General features: G+C 39.7%; 21 protein-coding genes and 1 pseudogene. 20 read left to right on the forward strand and 2 right to left on the reverse strand.

Translation table 11 applies throughout. The features are described from left to right. Nucleotides 1-25: 25 nt before the first annotated feature. The 20 genes and pseudogenes from V6670_RS09445 to V6670_RS09540 all read left to right on the forward strand — a co-directional run. Complete coding sequence (locus V6670_RS09445; protein ID WP_338653833.1) at nt 26-1,045, forward strand: phosphotransferase; 1,020 nt, start codon at nt 26-28, stop codon at nt 1,043-1,045. Nucleotides 1,046-1,071: 26 nt separating this feature from the next. After that, on the forward strand, nt 1,072-2,478 hold the full coding sequence (gene eat / locus V6670_RS09450; protein WP_338653834.1) for an ethanolamine permease: 1,407 nt from the start codon (nt 1,072-1,074) through the stop codon (nt 2,476-2,478). 22 nt (nt 2,479-2,500) lie between these two features. Next, on the forward strand, nt 2,501-3,244 hold the full coding sequence (locus V6670_RS09455; RefSeq protein WP_338653836.1) for an HAD-IA family hydrolase: 744 nt from the start codon (nt 2,501-2,503) through the stop codon (nt 3,242-3,244). Nucleotides 3,245-3,248: 4 nt separating this feature from the next. Beyond that, nucleotides 3,249-3,539 (forward strand): hypothetical protein, encoded by a 291-nt coding sequence (locus tag V6670_RS09460; protein WP_338653838.1) that lies wholly within the window; start codon nt 3,249-3,251, stop codon nt 3,537-3,539. Nucleotides 3,540-3,554: 15 nt separating this feature from the next. After that, on the forward strand, nt 3,555-5,036 hold the full coding sequence (locus tag V6670_RS09465; protein WP_338653840.1) for an aldehyde dehydrogenase family protein: 1,482 nt from the start codon (nt 3,555-3,557) through the stop codon (nt 5,034-5,036). 14 nt (nt 5,037-5,050) lie between these two features. Next, nucleotides 5,051-5,332, forward strand: coding sequence for a BMC domain-containing protein (locus V6670_RS09470; RefSeq protein WP_004229005.1), 282 nt, complete (start codon nt 5,051-5,053; stop codon nt 5,330-5,332). Between the two features lie 15 nt (nt 5,333-5,347). Next, entirely contained in the window at nt 5,348-5,962 is a 615-nt protein-coding gene (gene pduL / locus V6670_RS09475; RefSeq protein WP_338653842.1) for a phosphate propanoyltransferase, read from the forward strand. Nucleotides 5,963-5,967: 5 nt separating this feature from the next. Then, entirely contained in the window at nt 5,968-6,588 is a 621-nt protein-coding gene (locus V6670_RS09480) for a hypothetical protein (RefSeq protein WP_338653843.1), read from the forward strand. A gap of 15 nt (nt 6,589-6,603) precedes the next feature. Beyond that, nucleotides 6,604-6,894, forward strand: coding sequence for a BMC domain-containing protein (locus tag V6670_RS09485; RefSeq protein WP_338653844.1), 291 nt, complete (start codon nt 6,604-6,606; stop codon nt 6,892-6,894). 29 nt (nt 6,895-6,923) lie between these two features. Next, entirely contained in the window at nt 6,924-7,694 is a 771-nt protein-coding gene (gene fabG / locus V6670_RS09490; protein ID WP_338653846.1) for a 3-oxoacyl-ACP reductase FabG, read from the forward strand. A gap of 18 nt (nt 7,695-7,712) precedes the next feature. Continuing rightward, nucleotides 7,713-7,988 (forward strand): BMC domain-containing protein, encoded by a 276-nt coding sequence (locus tag V6670_RS09495; protein ID WP_338653847.1) that lies wholly within the window; start codon nt 7,713-7,715, stop codon nt 7,986-7,988. A 16-nt stretch (nt 7,989-8,004) separates the two neighbouring features. After that, on the forward strand, nt 8,005-8,847 hold the full coding sequence (locus V6670_RS09500; RefSeq protein WP_338653848.1) for a phosphate propanoyltransferase: 843 nt from the start codon (nt 8,005-8,007) through the stop codon (nt 8,845-8,847). Nucleotides 8,848-8,853: 6 nt separating this feature from the next. Beyond that, a complete protein-coding gene (locus V6670_RS09505; RefSeq protein WP_338653849.1) occupies nt 8,854-9,123 on the forward strand; it encodes a EutN/CcmL family microcompartment protein in 270 nt (89 codons plus the stop codon). 10 nt (nt 9,124-9,133) lie between these two features. Then, nucleotides 9,134-9,511 (forward strand): BMC domain-containing protein, encoded by a 378-nt coding sequence (locus V6670_RS09510; RefSeq protein WP_338653850.1) that lies wholly within the window; start codon nt 9,134-9,136, stop codon nt 9,509-9,511. Between the two features lie 45 nt (nt 9,512-9,556). After that, on the forward strand, nt 9,557-10,495 hold the full coding sequence (gene mdh / locus V6670_RS09515; protein WP_338653851.1) for a malate dehydrogenase: 939 nt from the start codon (nt 9,557-9,559) through the stop codon (nt 10,493-10,495). A gap of 180 nt (nt 10,496-10,675) precedes the next feature. Further along, nucleotides 10,676-11,209 carry a cysteine hydrolase family protein gene (locus V6670_RS09520; protein WP_338653852.1) on the forward strand — a complete coding sequence of 178 codons (534 nt, stop codon included), beginning with the start codon at nt 10,676-10,678 and terminating at the stop codon, nt 11,207-11,209. Then, a complete protein-coding gene (locus tag V6670_RS09525; RefSeq protein WP_338653854.1) occupies nt 11,199-11,744 on the forward strand; it encodes a GNAT family N-acetyltransferase in 546 nt (181 codons plus the stop codon). Before V6670_RS09520 ends, V6670_RS09525 begins: the two co-directional genes overlap by 11 nt. Before the next feature lie 16 nt (nt 11,745-11,760). Then, nucleotides 11,761-12,666, forward strand: coding sequence for a DMT family transporter (locus tag V6670_RS09530; RefSeq protein ID WP_338653855.1), 906 nt, complete (start codon nt 11,761-11,763; stop codon nt 12,664-12,666). Between the two features lie 613 nt (nt 12,667-13,279). After that, a complete protein-coding gene (locus V6670_RS09535) occupies nt 13,280-13,708 on the forward strand; it encodes a hypothetical protein (protein WP_141903147.1) in 429 nt (142 codons plus the stop codon). Between the two features lie 65 nt (nt 13,709-13,773). Next, a pseudogene (locus V6670_RS09540) lies at nt 13,774-13,878 on the forward strand (IS1595 family transposase); the annotation flags it as partial. A 32-nt stretch (nt 13,879-13,910) separates the two neighbouring features. Here V6670_RS09540 and V6670_RS09545 read toward each other — a convergent pair. Both V6670_RS09545 and V6670_RS09550 read right to left on the reverse strand, forming a co-directional pair. Next, nucleotides 13,911-14,099 carry a hypothetical protein gene (locus V6670_RS09545; RefSeq protein ID WP_058844963.1) on the reverse strand — a complete coding sequence of 63 codons (189 nt, stop codon included), beginning with the start codon at nt 14,097-14,099 and terminating at the stop codon, nt 13,911-13,913. 271 nt (nt 14,100-14,370) lie between these two features. Further along, nucleotides 14,371-14,550 (reverse strand): hypothetical protein, encoded by a 180-nt coding sequence (locus V6670_RS09550; protein ID WP_141903149.1) that lies wholly within the window; start codon nt 14,548-14,550, stop codon nt 14,371-14,373. Nucleotides 14,551-14,869 lie beyond the last annotated feature (319 nt).

Below are 14,869 nucleotides of genomic sequence, written 5' to 3' on the forward strand. Positions count from 1 at the left end.
TTTAGTAAACAAGGGGGTTTTCTAGATGGGTCACATGGATTTCATAGATTTAGAAGTGGTACTTTCCAATTTTCATCAAGCAGCTAACGATGCGTTGAAGGAGTTTAGTTGTTTAGTAGAAGCATCTTGTAAAATGATTGATTATTCAGAAAATGCTACGTATCTCGTAGAAGACACACAGGGCGAAAAATATATTTTGAGAATTAGTCGACCTAACTATCATAAAAAAGAAGAGATAGAAGCGGAGATTGCCTGGTTAAATTCGCTCCATGAGCAATCTCCTATTGATGTATCATTACCCATTCGAGCAGATGACGGTGACTACGTACATGCTCATCAGTATCATGACACAATTTATTATAGCACATTATTTACATTTTTGGAGGGTAATGCTCCTGATGAAAACAATGAAGAAAATCTAATTCAACAATTTGAAACATTAGGTGAAATAACAGCGATATTTCACAAGCATACAATCGAGCAGCACGATTATTACCATGCTTTTCAACGCATGACGTGGGATTATGACACAATTTTAGGACAATGTCCAAAATGGGCAAGATGGCAGGATGGACTTGGGATGACACCATCACGAATCGCTTTATACGAAGAAGCCTCACTCGTCATACAAAAGAAGTTAGAGGCTTTTGGAAAAAGTAAAACACGATTTGGTCTGATTCATGCTGATTTACGCTTAGCCAATTTACTCATTTACGGGGATGAAATCAAGGTGATCGATTTTGATGATTGTGGTTTTGGCTGGTTTTTATATGATGTAGCAACATCTGTTAGCTTTATTGAGCATATGCCTTATCTGGATGATTTGATCGCTTCATGGATAAAGGGCTATAGCAAAATTAGGACATTAACAGATGAAGAGAAAGAGATGATTCCGACATTTATATTAATGAGAAGACTACAGCTTATTTCTTGGATTGGTAGCCGTGATAATGACACTACGCGCTTACTTGGTGAAAACTATACACTTCAAAGTGATGCCTTAGTAACAGCTTATTTAGAAAAGTATCGGAACTGTAACAACTAAATAACGATAAAAAGGTGGCGAATAACATGTCTTCGAAAAAGGATGAAATCATCGTATTAAAGAAAGCCCTTACACCCATTCATTTATGGACAATTGGCGTTGGCATTGTCATTTCAGGAAACTACTTTGGCTGGAATTTTGGTTTAAGTCAATCTGGTTTTTTAGGAATGCTCATTGCAACATTATTTATGGCGATTATGTATTTAACGATGACCTTAGGCATTTCTGAATTATCGACGATGTTACCTTATGCAGGTGGCCCCTACTCATTTGCTCGACGAGCGATGGGGCGTTATATCGGCTTTATTACAGGGATCGGTGTTGTTCTCCAATATGTCATTGCTGCACCAATTATTGCCATCGGTATTGGAGGGTATATTAGCTTTTTATTCCCAGCTGTACCAACAGTTGTAGCAGCAGCCTTTATGTACGCTCTTTTCATGGGCGTTCACATTATTGGCATTAAGGAATATGCTACGATCGAAATGGTGCTTGTCTTTATCGCATTAGGATTATTAGTATTAATGTATTTTGTTGGTTTACCGCAAATTAACGTTGGAAATTTATTCCCTGAGAATGGTGCTTTAATACCAGGTGGATTTAAAGGGATATGGTCTGCATTACCGTATGCGATGTGGTTATTCTTAGCAATTGAGATGTTGCCTATGCTGTCTGAGGAGACGAGAGATGTGCAAAAGGATATGCCAAGAGGTTTGATTTCAGGTATGGTGACATTGCTGATTTTATCCATTTTGACAACAACTGTTGCAATAGGACTGGCTGGTATTGATGTTATGACAGTCGCTGAAGATCCATTGCCAGCAGCGATTGCGGCAGCCTTTGGGAATACTTATTGGTTAGCTCAAATATTGGCATCGGTTGGTTTAGTAGGCTTAATTGCAAGTTTTTCTGGTGTCATTTTGGCTTACTCTCGACAAGTGTATGCACTATCACGAGCAGGCTATTTACCAAGCATTTTATCGAAGATGCATAAAAAGCGTCAGACGCCCTATATGGCCATTATTTTGCCAGGTTTTATCGGGTTAGTGTTAGTTATTTTGTTTAATCCAGATGATTTGATTTTAATTTCTACATTCGGTGCCTTAGTATCCTATATTACGATGAATTTATCGGTGCTTATACTGCGTAAAAAAGAACCTAGTTTAGTACGTTCTTTTAAGACACCACTTTATCCCTTTACACCAATTTTCTCACTCGTGCTGGCTGTGATTGCTATTTTTGCAAGCTTCTTTGCGAATTTGACTTTTTTTATTGTTTGTTTAGCTGTCTTTGCTATGGCGAGTATTTATTATTGGGTTTGGGCAAGACATCGCATTAACGAGGATGCACCAGAGGAACGCTTTGCAAAGGATGCTTTAGCACATGTAGAGGTACAAGCTCCAGTACCATCGACAGAAGCAATACGAGAATAGAATAAAAGGGATGGGTACTACTATGACACAAGTGGAATGGGTCATTTTTGATAAGGATGGAACCATTATTGAGATGGATGCTTTATGGATAGCATGGGCCAAAAATTTATATGCTAATTTGACTGAAAATTCTGATTTCGAAATACATTTTTCCTTACAAACCTTTTTAAAAAATATAGGTGTCAACAACGATGGAACCACTATTGATCCAACAAGTCCTTTAGCGATTGGAAGTATACAAGAAGCTGAAACGATTATGGCGTATTTACTCTATCAGCAAGGAATTTCTTGGAGCAAAGGTGTGACACTTGCGAGAACAGCCTCCAACTTAGCCACATCTCAGCAAGAGAATAGTAGGGTGCAGGCATTACCTGGTATTCGCTCTCTTTTAATAACCTTGAAAAATAAAGGTATGAAATTAGGGGTGATCACAGCTGATCAAACGGCACGTGCCAAATCACATTTACAACAGCTAGAGTTGTTAACCTTATTTGAATTTGTTCTAGGAAGTGACCAAGCTGTTTACAGTAAACCCTTTCCAGACTTAGCTTATGTGGCAAAGAAACAATTTCAAATACCACTTGAGCGAACCGTGATGATTGGCGATTCAAATGCAGATATGCTCTTTGCCAAAAATGCTGGGATGTGTTTTTCGATTGGCATAATCCCTACAGCAATGTACCCGAAGGACTATTTGCCTGATGCTACAAAAATTATTGATGCGTATGATGAATCTGTTATCACAATGTTATGTGAAAAGGAGTGAGCAAATGGACAATCAGCTAATTGCCAAAATTACAGAATTGGTATTGGAAAAACTAACACAGGCCACTCAGTCTGAGCAAGCCTATTCAACATTAACAAGCGAAGAGTTGCAGGAATGGCAATCATTTCAGTTGATACAAGAACAACACGGTCAGCAGCAACAACCAAAAGTCCATGTTTATGAAGCATTATCTACACATGAACTACAACATTGGCAAAGTTTGCACCAGCAACAGCAATTCATTGGCACTACAACAAATACAAACGACTTAATCGCTCTAAAAAAATTTACATGACGGGAGGTTCGTCATATGGTAAAGGACCAGGATTTGCTTTCCATACAGGAGGCAAGGGATGGGATAGCAGCAGCTTCGATTGCGCAAAAAAAGTATGCAAGCTTTACACAAGAGCAAGTAGATCGAATTATCGAGGCAATTGCCCATGATGCTTATCAACAAGCAGAAAATCTTGCGATATTAGCTGTATCGGAAACAAAGATGGGGATCATTGAGCACAAAAAAATGAAAAATGAGTTGGCTTCTCAAGGTGTTTATGAATCCATCCGACAAGAGAAAACAGTTGGTATTATTCAGGAGGATAGGATGACAAAGCAGGTTGAAATTGCTTATCCATTTGGTGTTATTGCAGCGGTGACACCTGTAACTAACCCAACCGCAACAGCCATTTTTAAAACATTAATTGCTTTAAAGGCGCAAAATGCCATTGTCTTTAGTCCACATCCAACAGCAGTAAACTGCACCATTGAGGCATTGAAAATTTGTCAGCAGGCAGCCAGTCGTGCAGGTGCACCAGATGGGCTTATACAATGGATCACCCATCCAACACTAATAAGTACTGAGGAATTAATGCGCCATCGAGATGTACAGCTTGTATTAGCGACTGGTGGGGCTGGGCTTGTCAAGGCAGCCTATAGTTCGGGGAAACCAGCCTATGGTGTTGGTCCTGGTAATGTCCCTGTCTATATTGATCGGACAGCAAATGTTAAAGAGGCAACGAAACGAATTATTGATAGTAAATCATTCGATAATAGCACCATATGTGCTACAGAGCAAGCCATTGTTGCGCATCAAGAGGTAAAAGCACAGGTGATGGAAGCTTTAGCAGACAATGGGGCGATCTTACTAAGTGGACAGGACAAGGAAAAATTGGCAAAGGTGATTTCGCCAGTGGCTCGTACATTAAATAGCCAAATTGTCGGAAAGCCAGCAACTGTAATCGCTAAAATGGCCAACATTGATGTACCTCCACATACACGAGTACTAGTGGCGGAGGAACATGAAATTGGTAAAGAATTTCCGTTTTCAATGGAAAAGCTATCCCCTATCTTAGGTCTCTATACCGCTAATTCGCAAGAAGAAGCTGTAAAGATTTGTCGTCAATTGCTCGATGTAGGAGGGAGAGGACATAGCTTAGCTATTCATGCCCAGGACGAACATTTTGTCAAAGCGTTTGCTGCTCAAATGCCAGTATCTAGAATTTTAGTGAATACTTTAGCATCTATTGGAGCTGCGGGTGGCACTACAAGTTTAACGCCTTCCTTTACATTAGGATGTGGGGCATATGGAGGAAATATTACGAGTGATAATATTTCTGCTCGTCATTTATTGAATAAAAAAAGAGTGGCATATGGCATAAAAGAATTAACCATTCCACAGCCACAACAGCCACAAAATTTACTGGCTACATCGATTCAAGCGAATGAAGGAGCACTGATTGATATGGCAACCATTGAAAAAATCATAGAGCAAGTACTAACAAAGTTACGTAATTAGAGGAGGAATATGAAATGAGTGTAGAGATAAATGGAGCTTTAGGCATGATTGAAACAAGAGGTTTAATAGGATCAATTGAAGCGGCAGATGCCATGGTGAAAGCAGCTAACGTCAATATCGTGGGGAAAGTGCATGTCGGTGGAGGCATTGTTACTGTGCTGGTGACAGGTGATGTTGGTGCCGTGAAAGCAGCTACGGATGCAGGCTCTGAAGCGGCACGTCGTGTAGGTGAACTACTATCAGTACATGTCATTCCACGCCCTCATTCGGAATTATACGCAATTTTACCTAAGTGAAAGTGAGGGCTTGCGATGTCAAACAATCAAGTGCATGCCACTGATACAATGAATTTAAATATTCCAATTGCGATTTCTGCTCGCCATTGTCATGTAAATGAGGAGGATTTCTATCATTTATTTGGTAGAGAGGCGATTTTACAGAATTGGAAGGAGCTTTCCCAACCAGGTCAGTTTGCCTCACAGCATATCTTAACGATAAAAGGGCCCAGAGGTCAAATTGACAATGTTCGGATTTTAGGCCCTTTTCGCACTGAAACACAAGTGGAAATCAGTCAAACAGATGCCATAAAGCTCGGTGTGACACCGCCAATTCGTATGTCGGGTGACTTAGATAGGTCTGAATCCATCACTTTGATTGGGCCTCATGGGATACTCCATAAAAAGCAAGGATTGATTATTGCGCAAGCACATATTCATATGGCAGTGTCAGATGCAGCTACCTTCAATGTACAAGACAAGGAGATTGTGACAGTCGAGATTTCTGGGAAGGTACGTCAACTACAACTAATGAATGTTGTAGTGCGTATCTCGCCAGAATTTATCCTTGAGATGCATGTAGATACAGATGAAGCAAATGCCGCTGCCATTCATACCCATTCAATTGGTAAACTCATAAAAATGGAGTGACAAGTATGGATGTAAAGGAATTACAGAGAATCATTGAAGAAGTAGTTACCTCTCTGATGAATACGAAGCATAAGAGGTTATTCATTGTCCATCCACATACAACAATTTCTAAAAAACAGCTGGAAATATTAAGAAACTATTTCCAAATCGAGGAGTGGCAAATGAATGAAACTACTAGCTCCTCTCAATTGTTTTATGATGCAATCGTTTTTCTGGAAGTAGATCAGGCATTTATTGTCAGCAGTGCACAAGGTTTGCCCAATTCTCCGACATCCTTGTACCTGTCTGAGTTATTGATCAATAATAAAACAGCTATATTAGTGCCTGATGAAAAATTATCTGCCATTATATCTACAAAAGAACCAAATGCATATATGGAGATGTTGCTACAACATATAGAACGTTTAAAGGAGTTTGGCTGTAGTATTCAGTTATTTGCACAGCTTATTCGTGTACTAAAGCAACAAGAGGAAACGTCTCGTTCGGATATAGTAGCAAACTATCTGACGGCAGACATGCTTCAATCATACAAAGGGCAACAGCTAAAATTGCATGCCCATACAAAACTTACACCACTAGCACAAGAAGTAATTCAGGAAAAAGGGATTACGATACAAAGACATTAGCAGGAGTGTTGTTACATGACGAAATCGATTGGTATTGTAGAGACAAGAGGGCTGGCGATTTCAATTCTCATCGCAGATGCCATGCTAAAAGCTGCAGATATTCGAATACTCCGACAAGAAACCATCGATTTGGCCCTTGTAACGATCGCTATTGAAGGGGATACAGCAGCCATTCGAGAAGCAATAACCATTGGTACGCAAATTGCCAAAGCAGTAAACGAATGGATTGCTTCTACGACTATTTTACGACCAGATGTCGCAGTGAATGGTTTAGTAACAGAAATTGCGAAAAAACCAAGTGCATAAATGCTAAAAAGGAAAGGTGGATGAACTAGTTGAAGGTCGATTTAACGGGAAAAGTTGTTATAGTAACTGGCGGTAGTAAAGGAATTGGGAAGGGTATTGCAACTGTATTTGCTCAACAAGGTGCTCATGTGGTGATTGCTGCAAGAGGGCTAGAGGCTGCCACCAATTTAGCGCATCAACTACAAGCTCAAGGTTTGTCAGCTTCAGCAGCCTCAGTGGATGTTGAAAACTATGAATCTGTTGAAAGAATGGCTGCTGAAGTTGCTAGCTCTTTCGGTGCCATCGATATTTTATGTTCCAATGCTGGTATTTTTCCTTCCGTGAAACTTGAGGAGATGACGCCAGCACAGTGGGATCAAGTGTTAAATGTTAATGCCAGAGGAACGATGTTTGCTGTCAAAGCATGCATGCCGTATTTAAAGAAAGCGAATTATGGTAGGGTCATTATTACCTCATCCATAACTGGCCCGGTGACTGGCTATGCAGGATGGACTCATTATGCGGCAAGTAAGGCAGCACAATTAGGATTTATGCGGACAGCAGCTCTTGAATTAGCACCTTTTAATATTACGGTTAATGCCGTGCTACCAGGAAATATTGCAACAGAAGGCTTAGATGGACTTGGTGAAACATATTTACAGAAGATGGAAAAGGCGATTCCATTCGGCAGTCTTGGCCGTGTAGAGGATATTGCCTATGCTGCCTTGTTCCTAAGTAGCAAGGAGGCAGGTTTTATTACTGGTCAATCAATTATTATTGATGGCGGTCAAACATTACCAGAAGATGCAGAAGCATTTTAACAGAAGGAGTGACAACGTATGAATTTAGGAGCTTTAGGGATGATTGAAACAAAGGGTTTAGTAGGCTCTATTGAGGCTGCGGATGCCATGGTGAAAGCCGCAAATGTCAATATCGTTGGTAAAGTACATGTCGGTGGAGGAATTGTCACTGTGCTTGTCCGTGGGGATGTGGGGGCTGTGAAAGCAGCAACAGATGCAGGTGCAGCAGCAGCACAACGTGTTGGGGAGCTATTATCTGTGCATGTGATTCCACGACCACATGCAGAGTTGGAAGCAATGCTAAAAGGGCAATAATTAGTGAGGTGGCTTTATGAATGAACAGGCAATCATGCAAATTGTTAATGATGTTATAGCCGAGTTACTACCTAAGAAACAAGCAGCTCTTAAGCAGAATGAAATCCCGATAGGTATCTCTGCAAGACATATCCATTTAAAACAAGAGCATGTCGAGCATCTCTTTGGCAAGGGCGCATCGTTGACCGTTCAAAAAGTGCTAACGCAACCTGGTCAGTTTGCAGCAAATGAAACAGTTCAGGTAGTGGGACCAAAAGGAAGCATTACAAATGTACGTATATTAGGTCCAGCTCGCACGTTGACACAAGTAGAAATTAGTCATACCGATGCTATTACACTAGGTATTCAACCACCTCTACGAGAATCTGGCGATATTGAGGGCTCAGCTAGCTGTACTTTGGTAGGACCAAGAGGAAGCTTCGTTTTACAGGAAGGGGTCATTATAGCGCAGGCCCATATTCATATGACACCAGATGATGCACAGTATTTAGGGGTTCAAAACGGTCAATTCGTCTCTGTAAAGGTGCAAGGTCGACGTCCTATTACCTTTGAGCAAGTGAAAATTCGTGTGGCACATCACTATCAATTAGAAATGCATATTGATACGGATGAAGCTAATGCTGGCTTTATACAACAAGGCGTAACAGGTACATTAATAACAGACAAGATGGAAGAAAAGTCGTTGCATAAGCTTCCCAGTACGGCAATTGAAATGAATGAAAAAATTATTACAGCAAAAGATCTAAGCCATTATCAAGGAAAGACAGTGTTGGTCCCAAAAAATGCTAGATTGACAGCGCTTGCGACAGAGACCGTGGAAAAATTAGGAATAGAACTACAGTTTCACGAAAAGGGATGAGGATTCATGCGGATAGGAACAGTCGTCGGTAATATATGGGCAACGCGTAAAGAGGAAGGGCTACAAGGACTGAAATTACTCATTATCCAACCAAAAAAACTGGATGGTCAATTAAGTAACGAGCAAATTGTTGCAGCTGATCGAATAGGTGCAGGGGTTGGGGATGAAGTGATTGTAACGATGGGCAGTGCTGCAGTACGAAGTTTTTCAACAACAAGTATTTGTCCGATTGATGCGATCGTTGTCGGTATTATTGATGGTACAGAGAAATCGTGAGGTGAGCACAGTGAAAGAAGCTTTGGGCATGATTGAAACGTATGGCATGATTGGCTCTATTGAGGCGGCAGATGCCATGTTAAAAGCTTCGAATGTACAATTAGTGAAACATGAGTTAGTGGACGGTGGTATTGTAACTGTTATTGTAGAGGGAGATGTGGGGGCAGTGCAGGCTGCTATTGAGGCTGGCAAAGAGGCGGCAGCACGAACGAGCAAGCTGCTAAGCGCTCACGTAATTGCTAGAGCTGCAAATGATGTTTTTACAACGATTATTGGTGAAAAACAGCTAGCAAAAACGATTGGTAGAGGAGTCCAGAAAACAACCACTCGACAAAAGTCACAAGAAAAAGAACAACCATCTATAAAGGATGTCCCAGCAGACAAGTAGTCGCATTATTAACATTGAATCTATGTCGTTAGGAGGGTGAGGCAGATGAGCTTTAGGCGACCCAAAATCGCGATAATTGGCGCTGGCCATACAGGTGCAACTATAGCTTTCATGGTCGCACAAAAAGAGATCGGAGATATTGTGCTTGTTGATTTACCAGAATTAGAAAATGCAGCGAAAGGGAAGGCACTAGATATTCTCCAAGCTGGACCGATAGAAAAATTCAATGTACAGGTGACAGCTACTTCACACTATGAGGAAATAGCACACGCTGATATTGTTATCATCACTGCAGGCATTGCAAGAAAACCTGGCATGTCAAGGGCGGATTTAATTCATACCAATGCGGCAATCGTCCGCGCTGTAAGTGAACAAGTAAAAGTTTATGCACCAGCTAGTTATATTATAGTCTTAAGCAACCCTGTCGATGCTATGACCTATGTTTGTCTCGAAACAACTGGTTTTTCAAAAAATCGTGTCATGGGACAATCGGGTATTTTAGATACCGCACGCTTTAATACCTTTATCGCACAAGCTCTTCAGCTTGCTGTGGAGGATATTTCGAGTTTTGTATTGGGTGGTCATGGAGATGAGATGGTGCCACTTGTGCGTTATACGTATGTTGGAGGGATCCCATTAGAAAAATTATTACCCCAAGCAGACATTGAACAAATAGTGGAACGAACGCGAAAAGGTGGAGGCGAAATTGTGGCACTTCTCGGTCATGGCAGTGCATACTATGCCCCAGCAGCAGCCATTGTCCAAATGATTGAAGCGATTGTCAAGGATCAACGTAAAGTATTGCCAATCATTACGTATTTACAAGGTGAATATCAAGTAAACAATGCTTGTATCGGTGTACCTGTCATACTGGGCGGAGATGGTATTGAAAGTGTGATTGAATTGCATTTAAACGAAGAGGAACAGCAAGCATTTAGCCATTCGGTTCACCAAGTTTATCGAACATTAGCATATATTAGATAAGGAAAGAGCATGACGCCATCTAATAGTGGCATGTATTAGATGGTTACATACATAGATGGGTAAAGGCACTTCAGCATTATTAATTTGTTGAAGTGCCTCTATTTATCATTATTTTCTTTTAATGGAAGATAGTTTTCTGTACAATAATAAAGTTAAAGTCGAAGCATAAAGGAGAACGTGATGAAGCAAGCACTCATTATTATTGATATCCAAGAGGCTTTCTTTTTGGATAGCCAACAAAATCTATGGAATGATGAAACGATTATTCAAAATATCAATACGGTAATCACATGGGCACGTCATAACGAAGTCCCCATTATTTTTATTCAACATACAGAGGCCAATGATGTTGATTTTGCAATGGGTCAGCCAGGGTGGGAGCTGTATCATGGACTGCTTAGACAGGCACAAGATAAAGTGATTCAAAAAACAACTTGGGATGCTTTTTATCAAACGGAGCTTGCACAATATTTGAACGAACAGCACATTGATCAGTTGATTTTCGCAGGTGCTCAAACAGAGTTTTGTCTTGATACGACGATTCGCAGCGCTTTTAGTCATGGCTACCATCATAATATTTTAGTCGAAGATGCACATAGCACCTTAAATAGTCAAGTACTCGCAGCACCTCAGATTATTCAGCATCACGAATCCGTATGGCGTAATCGCTTTGTGAAAATTCAGCCAGTTGAGGAGTTCCCAAATGCTCATTGACCAAAAAGCATTTCATATAAAAGAGCTAGACTATATTATTCGCTGTGCACAACTTGAGGATGCTCAAGCTTTATCGGATCTGCGCCTGCAATTGGACGGTGAAACAGAAAACTTCGACCGAGAGCAGGGGGAGGCATTGATTGATCAAGCGGGCTTCGAGCAGCTTATTCAGCAGGATACAGAAAGTCCGAAAAATCTGTGTTTAGTAGCGGTTGTAGGTGATCAAATCGTTGGTTACTCCAGATGTGAGGGATCTCCATTAAAGAGACTTGCCCATAAAGTAACATTTGGCGTCGGTGTTAGGAAGGCTTTTTGGGGCTATGGCATTGGAAAAGCTTTACTACAAGTATCTATTGATTGGGCAGATGCCAATGATGTACGGAAAATGGCATTAGAAGTGCTAGAAACGAATGAAAAAGCTATACAGCTTTATGAAAAATGGGGCTTTACAGTAGAAGGTATTTTGAAAAATGATAAATGCCTTTTAGATGGTAAATACTACCACACAATCATAATGGGTAGATGGCAACCCTAGTTAAGAAGGAACAGATATGACCAATTTTATGTATATTTTTTGTTTAATTGTCTGGGGACTTAATTTTATTGCAGTAAAGATTCAAGGAACCCCAGTCAGTCTAGAATTATCTTTAACCTATCGTTTAGTTATAACTGCTTTTTTATTTGGCCTACTTGCTTGGTTGATGAAACCACAAGGTAAGCCACAGCGGCACGATTTTCCGTTTATGATCGTCTTTGGTATTTGTAATTTTGCCTTCAGTTATTTAGCTCTATATTATGCGACGATGTTGAGCTCTGCTGCGATTGTCACTTTAATTTTTTCATTAAAAGTAATTTTAACACCCATCGCTCTTCGAATATTTCTGAAAGAACCATTACATCGTCGCGTTTTAATCGGTGGTATTTTAGGGGTAATCGGTGTTGGGGTGTTAATCTATCCCACTTTACATAGTTTTTCAGGTTTGGCTGATTTAAAAGGGGTCCTAATTGCTTTACTCGGTACGGTCCTAACAGCAATCGGGGATGCAAGCTCTGCAAGAAATGCAAAGCGTCAGATTGACCCCATTTATGCCAATGCCATTGGTTTTACAGTCGGCAGTGTAGTCATGTGTGGTATTGTCTGGCTGCAAGGACAAAAGATCGTCTTGCCTACATCCATTACCTATTTATCAGCCCTACTGTATTTAACGATCATCGCATCATTTCTTGCCTGGCTATTTTATTTAAAGCTAGTAGAAAAAATTGGCGGGGCGAAGAGTGGCTACATGGTTGCGTTGTTCCCTGTGATTGGCGGGATTGCTTCTGTTGTCATAGGGGAATCTACGCTTAATCTGTATTTAATCATAGGCTGCCTCTCAAGCTGTATAGGAGCAGCGATTGCCTTAGGCTTTCAATTTAAGCCTTTTTTACGAGGAACGAAAACCTCCTCCCCTTCATAAAATAGAGAAGAACGCTTGAAAAGGGTGAGGGACAAAATGTCATTCGTTCAATTGAGTACAATGGCAAGTAGCAAAGAAAAAGAAGAGGATCATTGGGACATTGACCGTTGGGAAAATGATGGTGGCAGAAGTTTGCAGACGTAAGGGGGGACGAAAATTTGTCTCCCTTATAAAATGTTGAAACCTTTTTTCGTGCTGCTCGTATGATTAAGTAGACAAGTTTTAATAGCAGATTTTAAAAAAGGGAGAAATATTTTTTGAACCATTGAACAAAACGATTATTATTCATTATTTATTTGATTGTCATTGCGGATGCATATTACACAACATTGTATATTGAACAAAAAACACCACCGCAATATCAAACCATCAAAGCATCAGCCTTTACCGTTAACATGGTACGGTAGCAAGCCTCACAAAAAGAAGCGGACAACCCGTCGCTTGAAGCCTATGTCCTTCAAGCCATTGCTTCAGAGAGTGACCTATGGCATGGTGACACAGGTAAGGAATTTAGAAAATCGTACACAAAAGCACATCTTTTTACGATACCAACAGCTACGTTGCTGACACCCTGTACATTTACAGGGTGTTTTTGATAAGGAGAATGAATGAAATGAGCATGGCAACCTACATAGGATTAAATTTCCAAGCTGCAATAAATGACGACGATATGGGAGATGTAGTTGAAATAACAGATTTGTTCCTTAGTAGCGAAGAGCGTCAAATGCTTCAGCATCAACATTTTACAACGCCATACCTATATGAGCTTGAAGCAAAAGGGAGTCCCATTTGGCAAATGCATAACGACAATAAAGTGCATTCGCCACATAACTACGAAAAATCCAAAAGCACATTTCTTCTTGTTTGTAACTTCCTGAAAAAACTTCTGCCAAAAGGGGATTATTGCGAAATCTACATTTGCTGGAAGGGGGAAGAAGGGGAGGATAGCGAAAAGAAATTCGAGCTCCTGCTAGACCAGCTCCCAATCGACCAGCTCGAAATGAATGAAAAATATTTGATTACAATAAAAAATCAATTCTAATAAAGATTGAAGCGAAAAGCCTCACCCTTTATTAGAATTGTTTATTGGAAGTCGATCGGAATAAAATCGTTCCCGAAGAATGCTAGGATATTGCAAAGATACTCAAAGACATTCGTGAAACTCGTTTCTCAGATAGCTTGTCTTGTCTACATTGTGTTAGTATATCGGTATAGTTAGTTGCAAAAAGTTTATTTGTTTCGTATTATGAAACAATCTCACATTTCAAGGTGTTTCGATTTACTGTGATATATTCCCCAGTTGATTTATTCATTACTTGTGACACTTTCTTAGTATGCGTTATCTCGCACCAATCATTTTGTACATCCACCAATAATTTTATTTCCACATCACTTTCTCCATATTTTAAACCACTATAAGATAATTTCGTCATGATCATCATTCCTTTCTTAATCTTTAATATATTGTCAAATATGATATTTCAATCTACCTGTTTCTATTATACTGCACATTTATTGATTTATAAAAAAGCAACAATCTTTACGAAACCAGCCTAAAATAAAACGAGTTTAGATATTATTAAACTGCCAGAGCAGTTTGGTTTAATAATCGTGCAATAAAGGTTAAATAAAATTGTTAGAATTTGGTATGATTATTTTGGAGGTGAACGTTTCATATATGATAGTATTTGTGTTCATTAGTATTTATTTAATGCCGATTTTAGCAATTATATTTTGTCTAAATCTTGTAGAAATAATAAAGAAAGTAAAAAAAGAACAACCAACTACTGCTAACACAGTTTGGTTAACAATCTCTTTTGTATTAATTGTATGGAGCATCGCTGTTACAGCTTTTGAATAATAGAAACGCTTTAGCCAAAGCAATCAACAGTTCTCCCTTAAAAATAAAATTTAACAACCAGGCACGATTCTGCTAAAAGAATTGTGCCTTTTCTTTAGGGGAAGGGACAGATTGCTGAATGGGTAGTAGTTTAAGGCGAGGGAAAAATAAATTTCAGTTTTTTCGCAAATACAATTGACACTAATGTAACGTAATACCTTAGTTTTAATGAATGGAGGTGAATTACGCTGTTTACAACGGGAGAGCTTTACAAAAGAACAGGGATTACTGAACGCTCTATACGATATGATTCGAATTTGGGTTTATTAAAAGCAGAGAAGAATGATAACAGCCAGTTAGTTT

This window comes from Lysinibacillus sp. Y5S-8, assembly GCF_036894365.1.
GTDB lineage: Bacteria > Bacillota > Bacilli > Bacillales_A > Planococcaceae > Lysinibacillus > Lysinibacillus fusiformis_D.

Coding starts and splice junctions, on each gene's coding strand:
- V6670_RS09445 (WP_338653833.1), top strand. CDS start 26: ATGGGTCACATGGATTTCATAGATTTAGAAGTGGTACTTTCCAATTTT.
- eat (WP_338653834.1), top strand. CDS start 1,072: ATGTCTTCGAAAAAGGATGAAATCATCGTATTAAAGAAAGCCCTTACA.
- V6670_RS09455 (WP_338653836.1), top strand. CDS start 2,501: ATGACACAAGTGGAATGGGTCATTTTTGATAAGGATGGAACCATTATT.
- V6670_RS09460 (WP_338653838.1), top strand. CDS start 3,249: ATGGACAATCAGCTAATTGCCAAAATTACAGAATTGGTATTGGAAAAA.
- V6670_RS09465 (WP_338653840.1), top strand. CDS start 3,555: ATGGTAAAGGACCAGGATTTGCTTTCCATACAGGAGGCAAGGGATGGG.
- V6670_RS09470 (WP_004229005.1), top strand. CDS start 5,051: ATGAGTGTAGAGATAAATGGAGCTTTAGGCATGATTGAAACAAGAGGT.
- pduL (WP_338653842.1), top strand. CDS start 5,348: ATGTCAAACAATCAAGTGCATGCCACTGATACAATGAATTTAAATATT.
- V6670_RS09480 (WP_338653843.1), top strand. CDS start 5,968: ATGGATGTAAAGGAATTACAGAGAATCATTGAAGAAGTAGTTACCTCT.
- V6670_RS09485 (WP_338653844.1), top strand. CDS start 6,604: ATGACGAAATCGATTGGTATTGTAGAGACAAGAGGGCTGGCGATTTCA.
- V6670_RS09495 (WP_338653847.1), top strand. CDS start 7,713: ATGAATTTAGGAGCTTTAGGGATGATTGAAACAAAGGGTTTAGTAGGC.
- V6670_RS09500 (WP_338653848.1), top strand. CDS start 8,005: ATGAATGAACAGGCAATCATGCAAATTGTTAATGATGTTATAGCCGAG.
- V6670_RS09505 (WP_338653849.1), top strand. CDS start 8,854: ATGCGGATAGGAACAGTCGTCGGTAATATATGGGCAACGCGTAAAGAG.
- mdh (WP_338653851.1), top strand. CDS start 9,557: ATGAGCTTTAGGCGACCCAAAATCGCGATAATTGGCGCTGGCCATACA.
- V6670_RS09520 (WP_338653852.1), top strand. CDS start 10,676: ATGAAGCAAGCACTCATTATTATTGATATCCAAGAGGCTTTCTTTTTG.
- V6670_RS09525 (WP_338653854.1), top strand. CDS start 11,199: ATGCTCATTGACCAAAAAGCATTTCATATAAAAGAGCTAGACTATATT.
- V6670_RS09530 (WP_338653855.1), top strand. CDS start 11,761: ATGACCAATTTTATGTATATTTTTTGTTTAATTGTCTGGGGACTTAAT.
- V6670_RS09535 (WP_141903147.1), top strand. CDS start 13,280: ATGAGCATGGCAACCTACATAGGATTAAATTTCCAAGCTGCAATAAAT.
- V6670_RS09545 (WP_058844963.1), bottom strand. CDS start 14,099: ATGACGAAATTATCTTATAGTGGTTTAAAATATGGAGAAAGTGATGTG.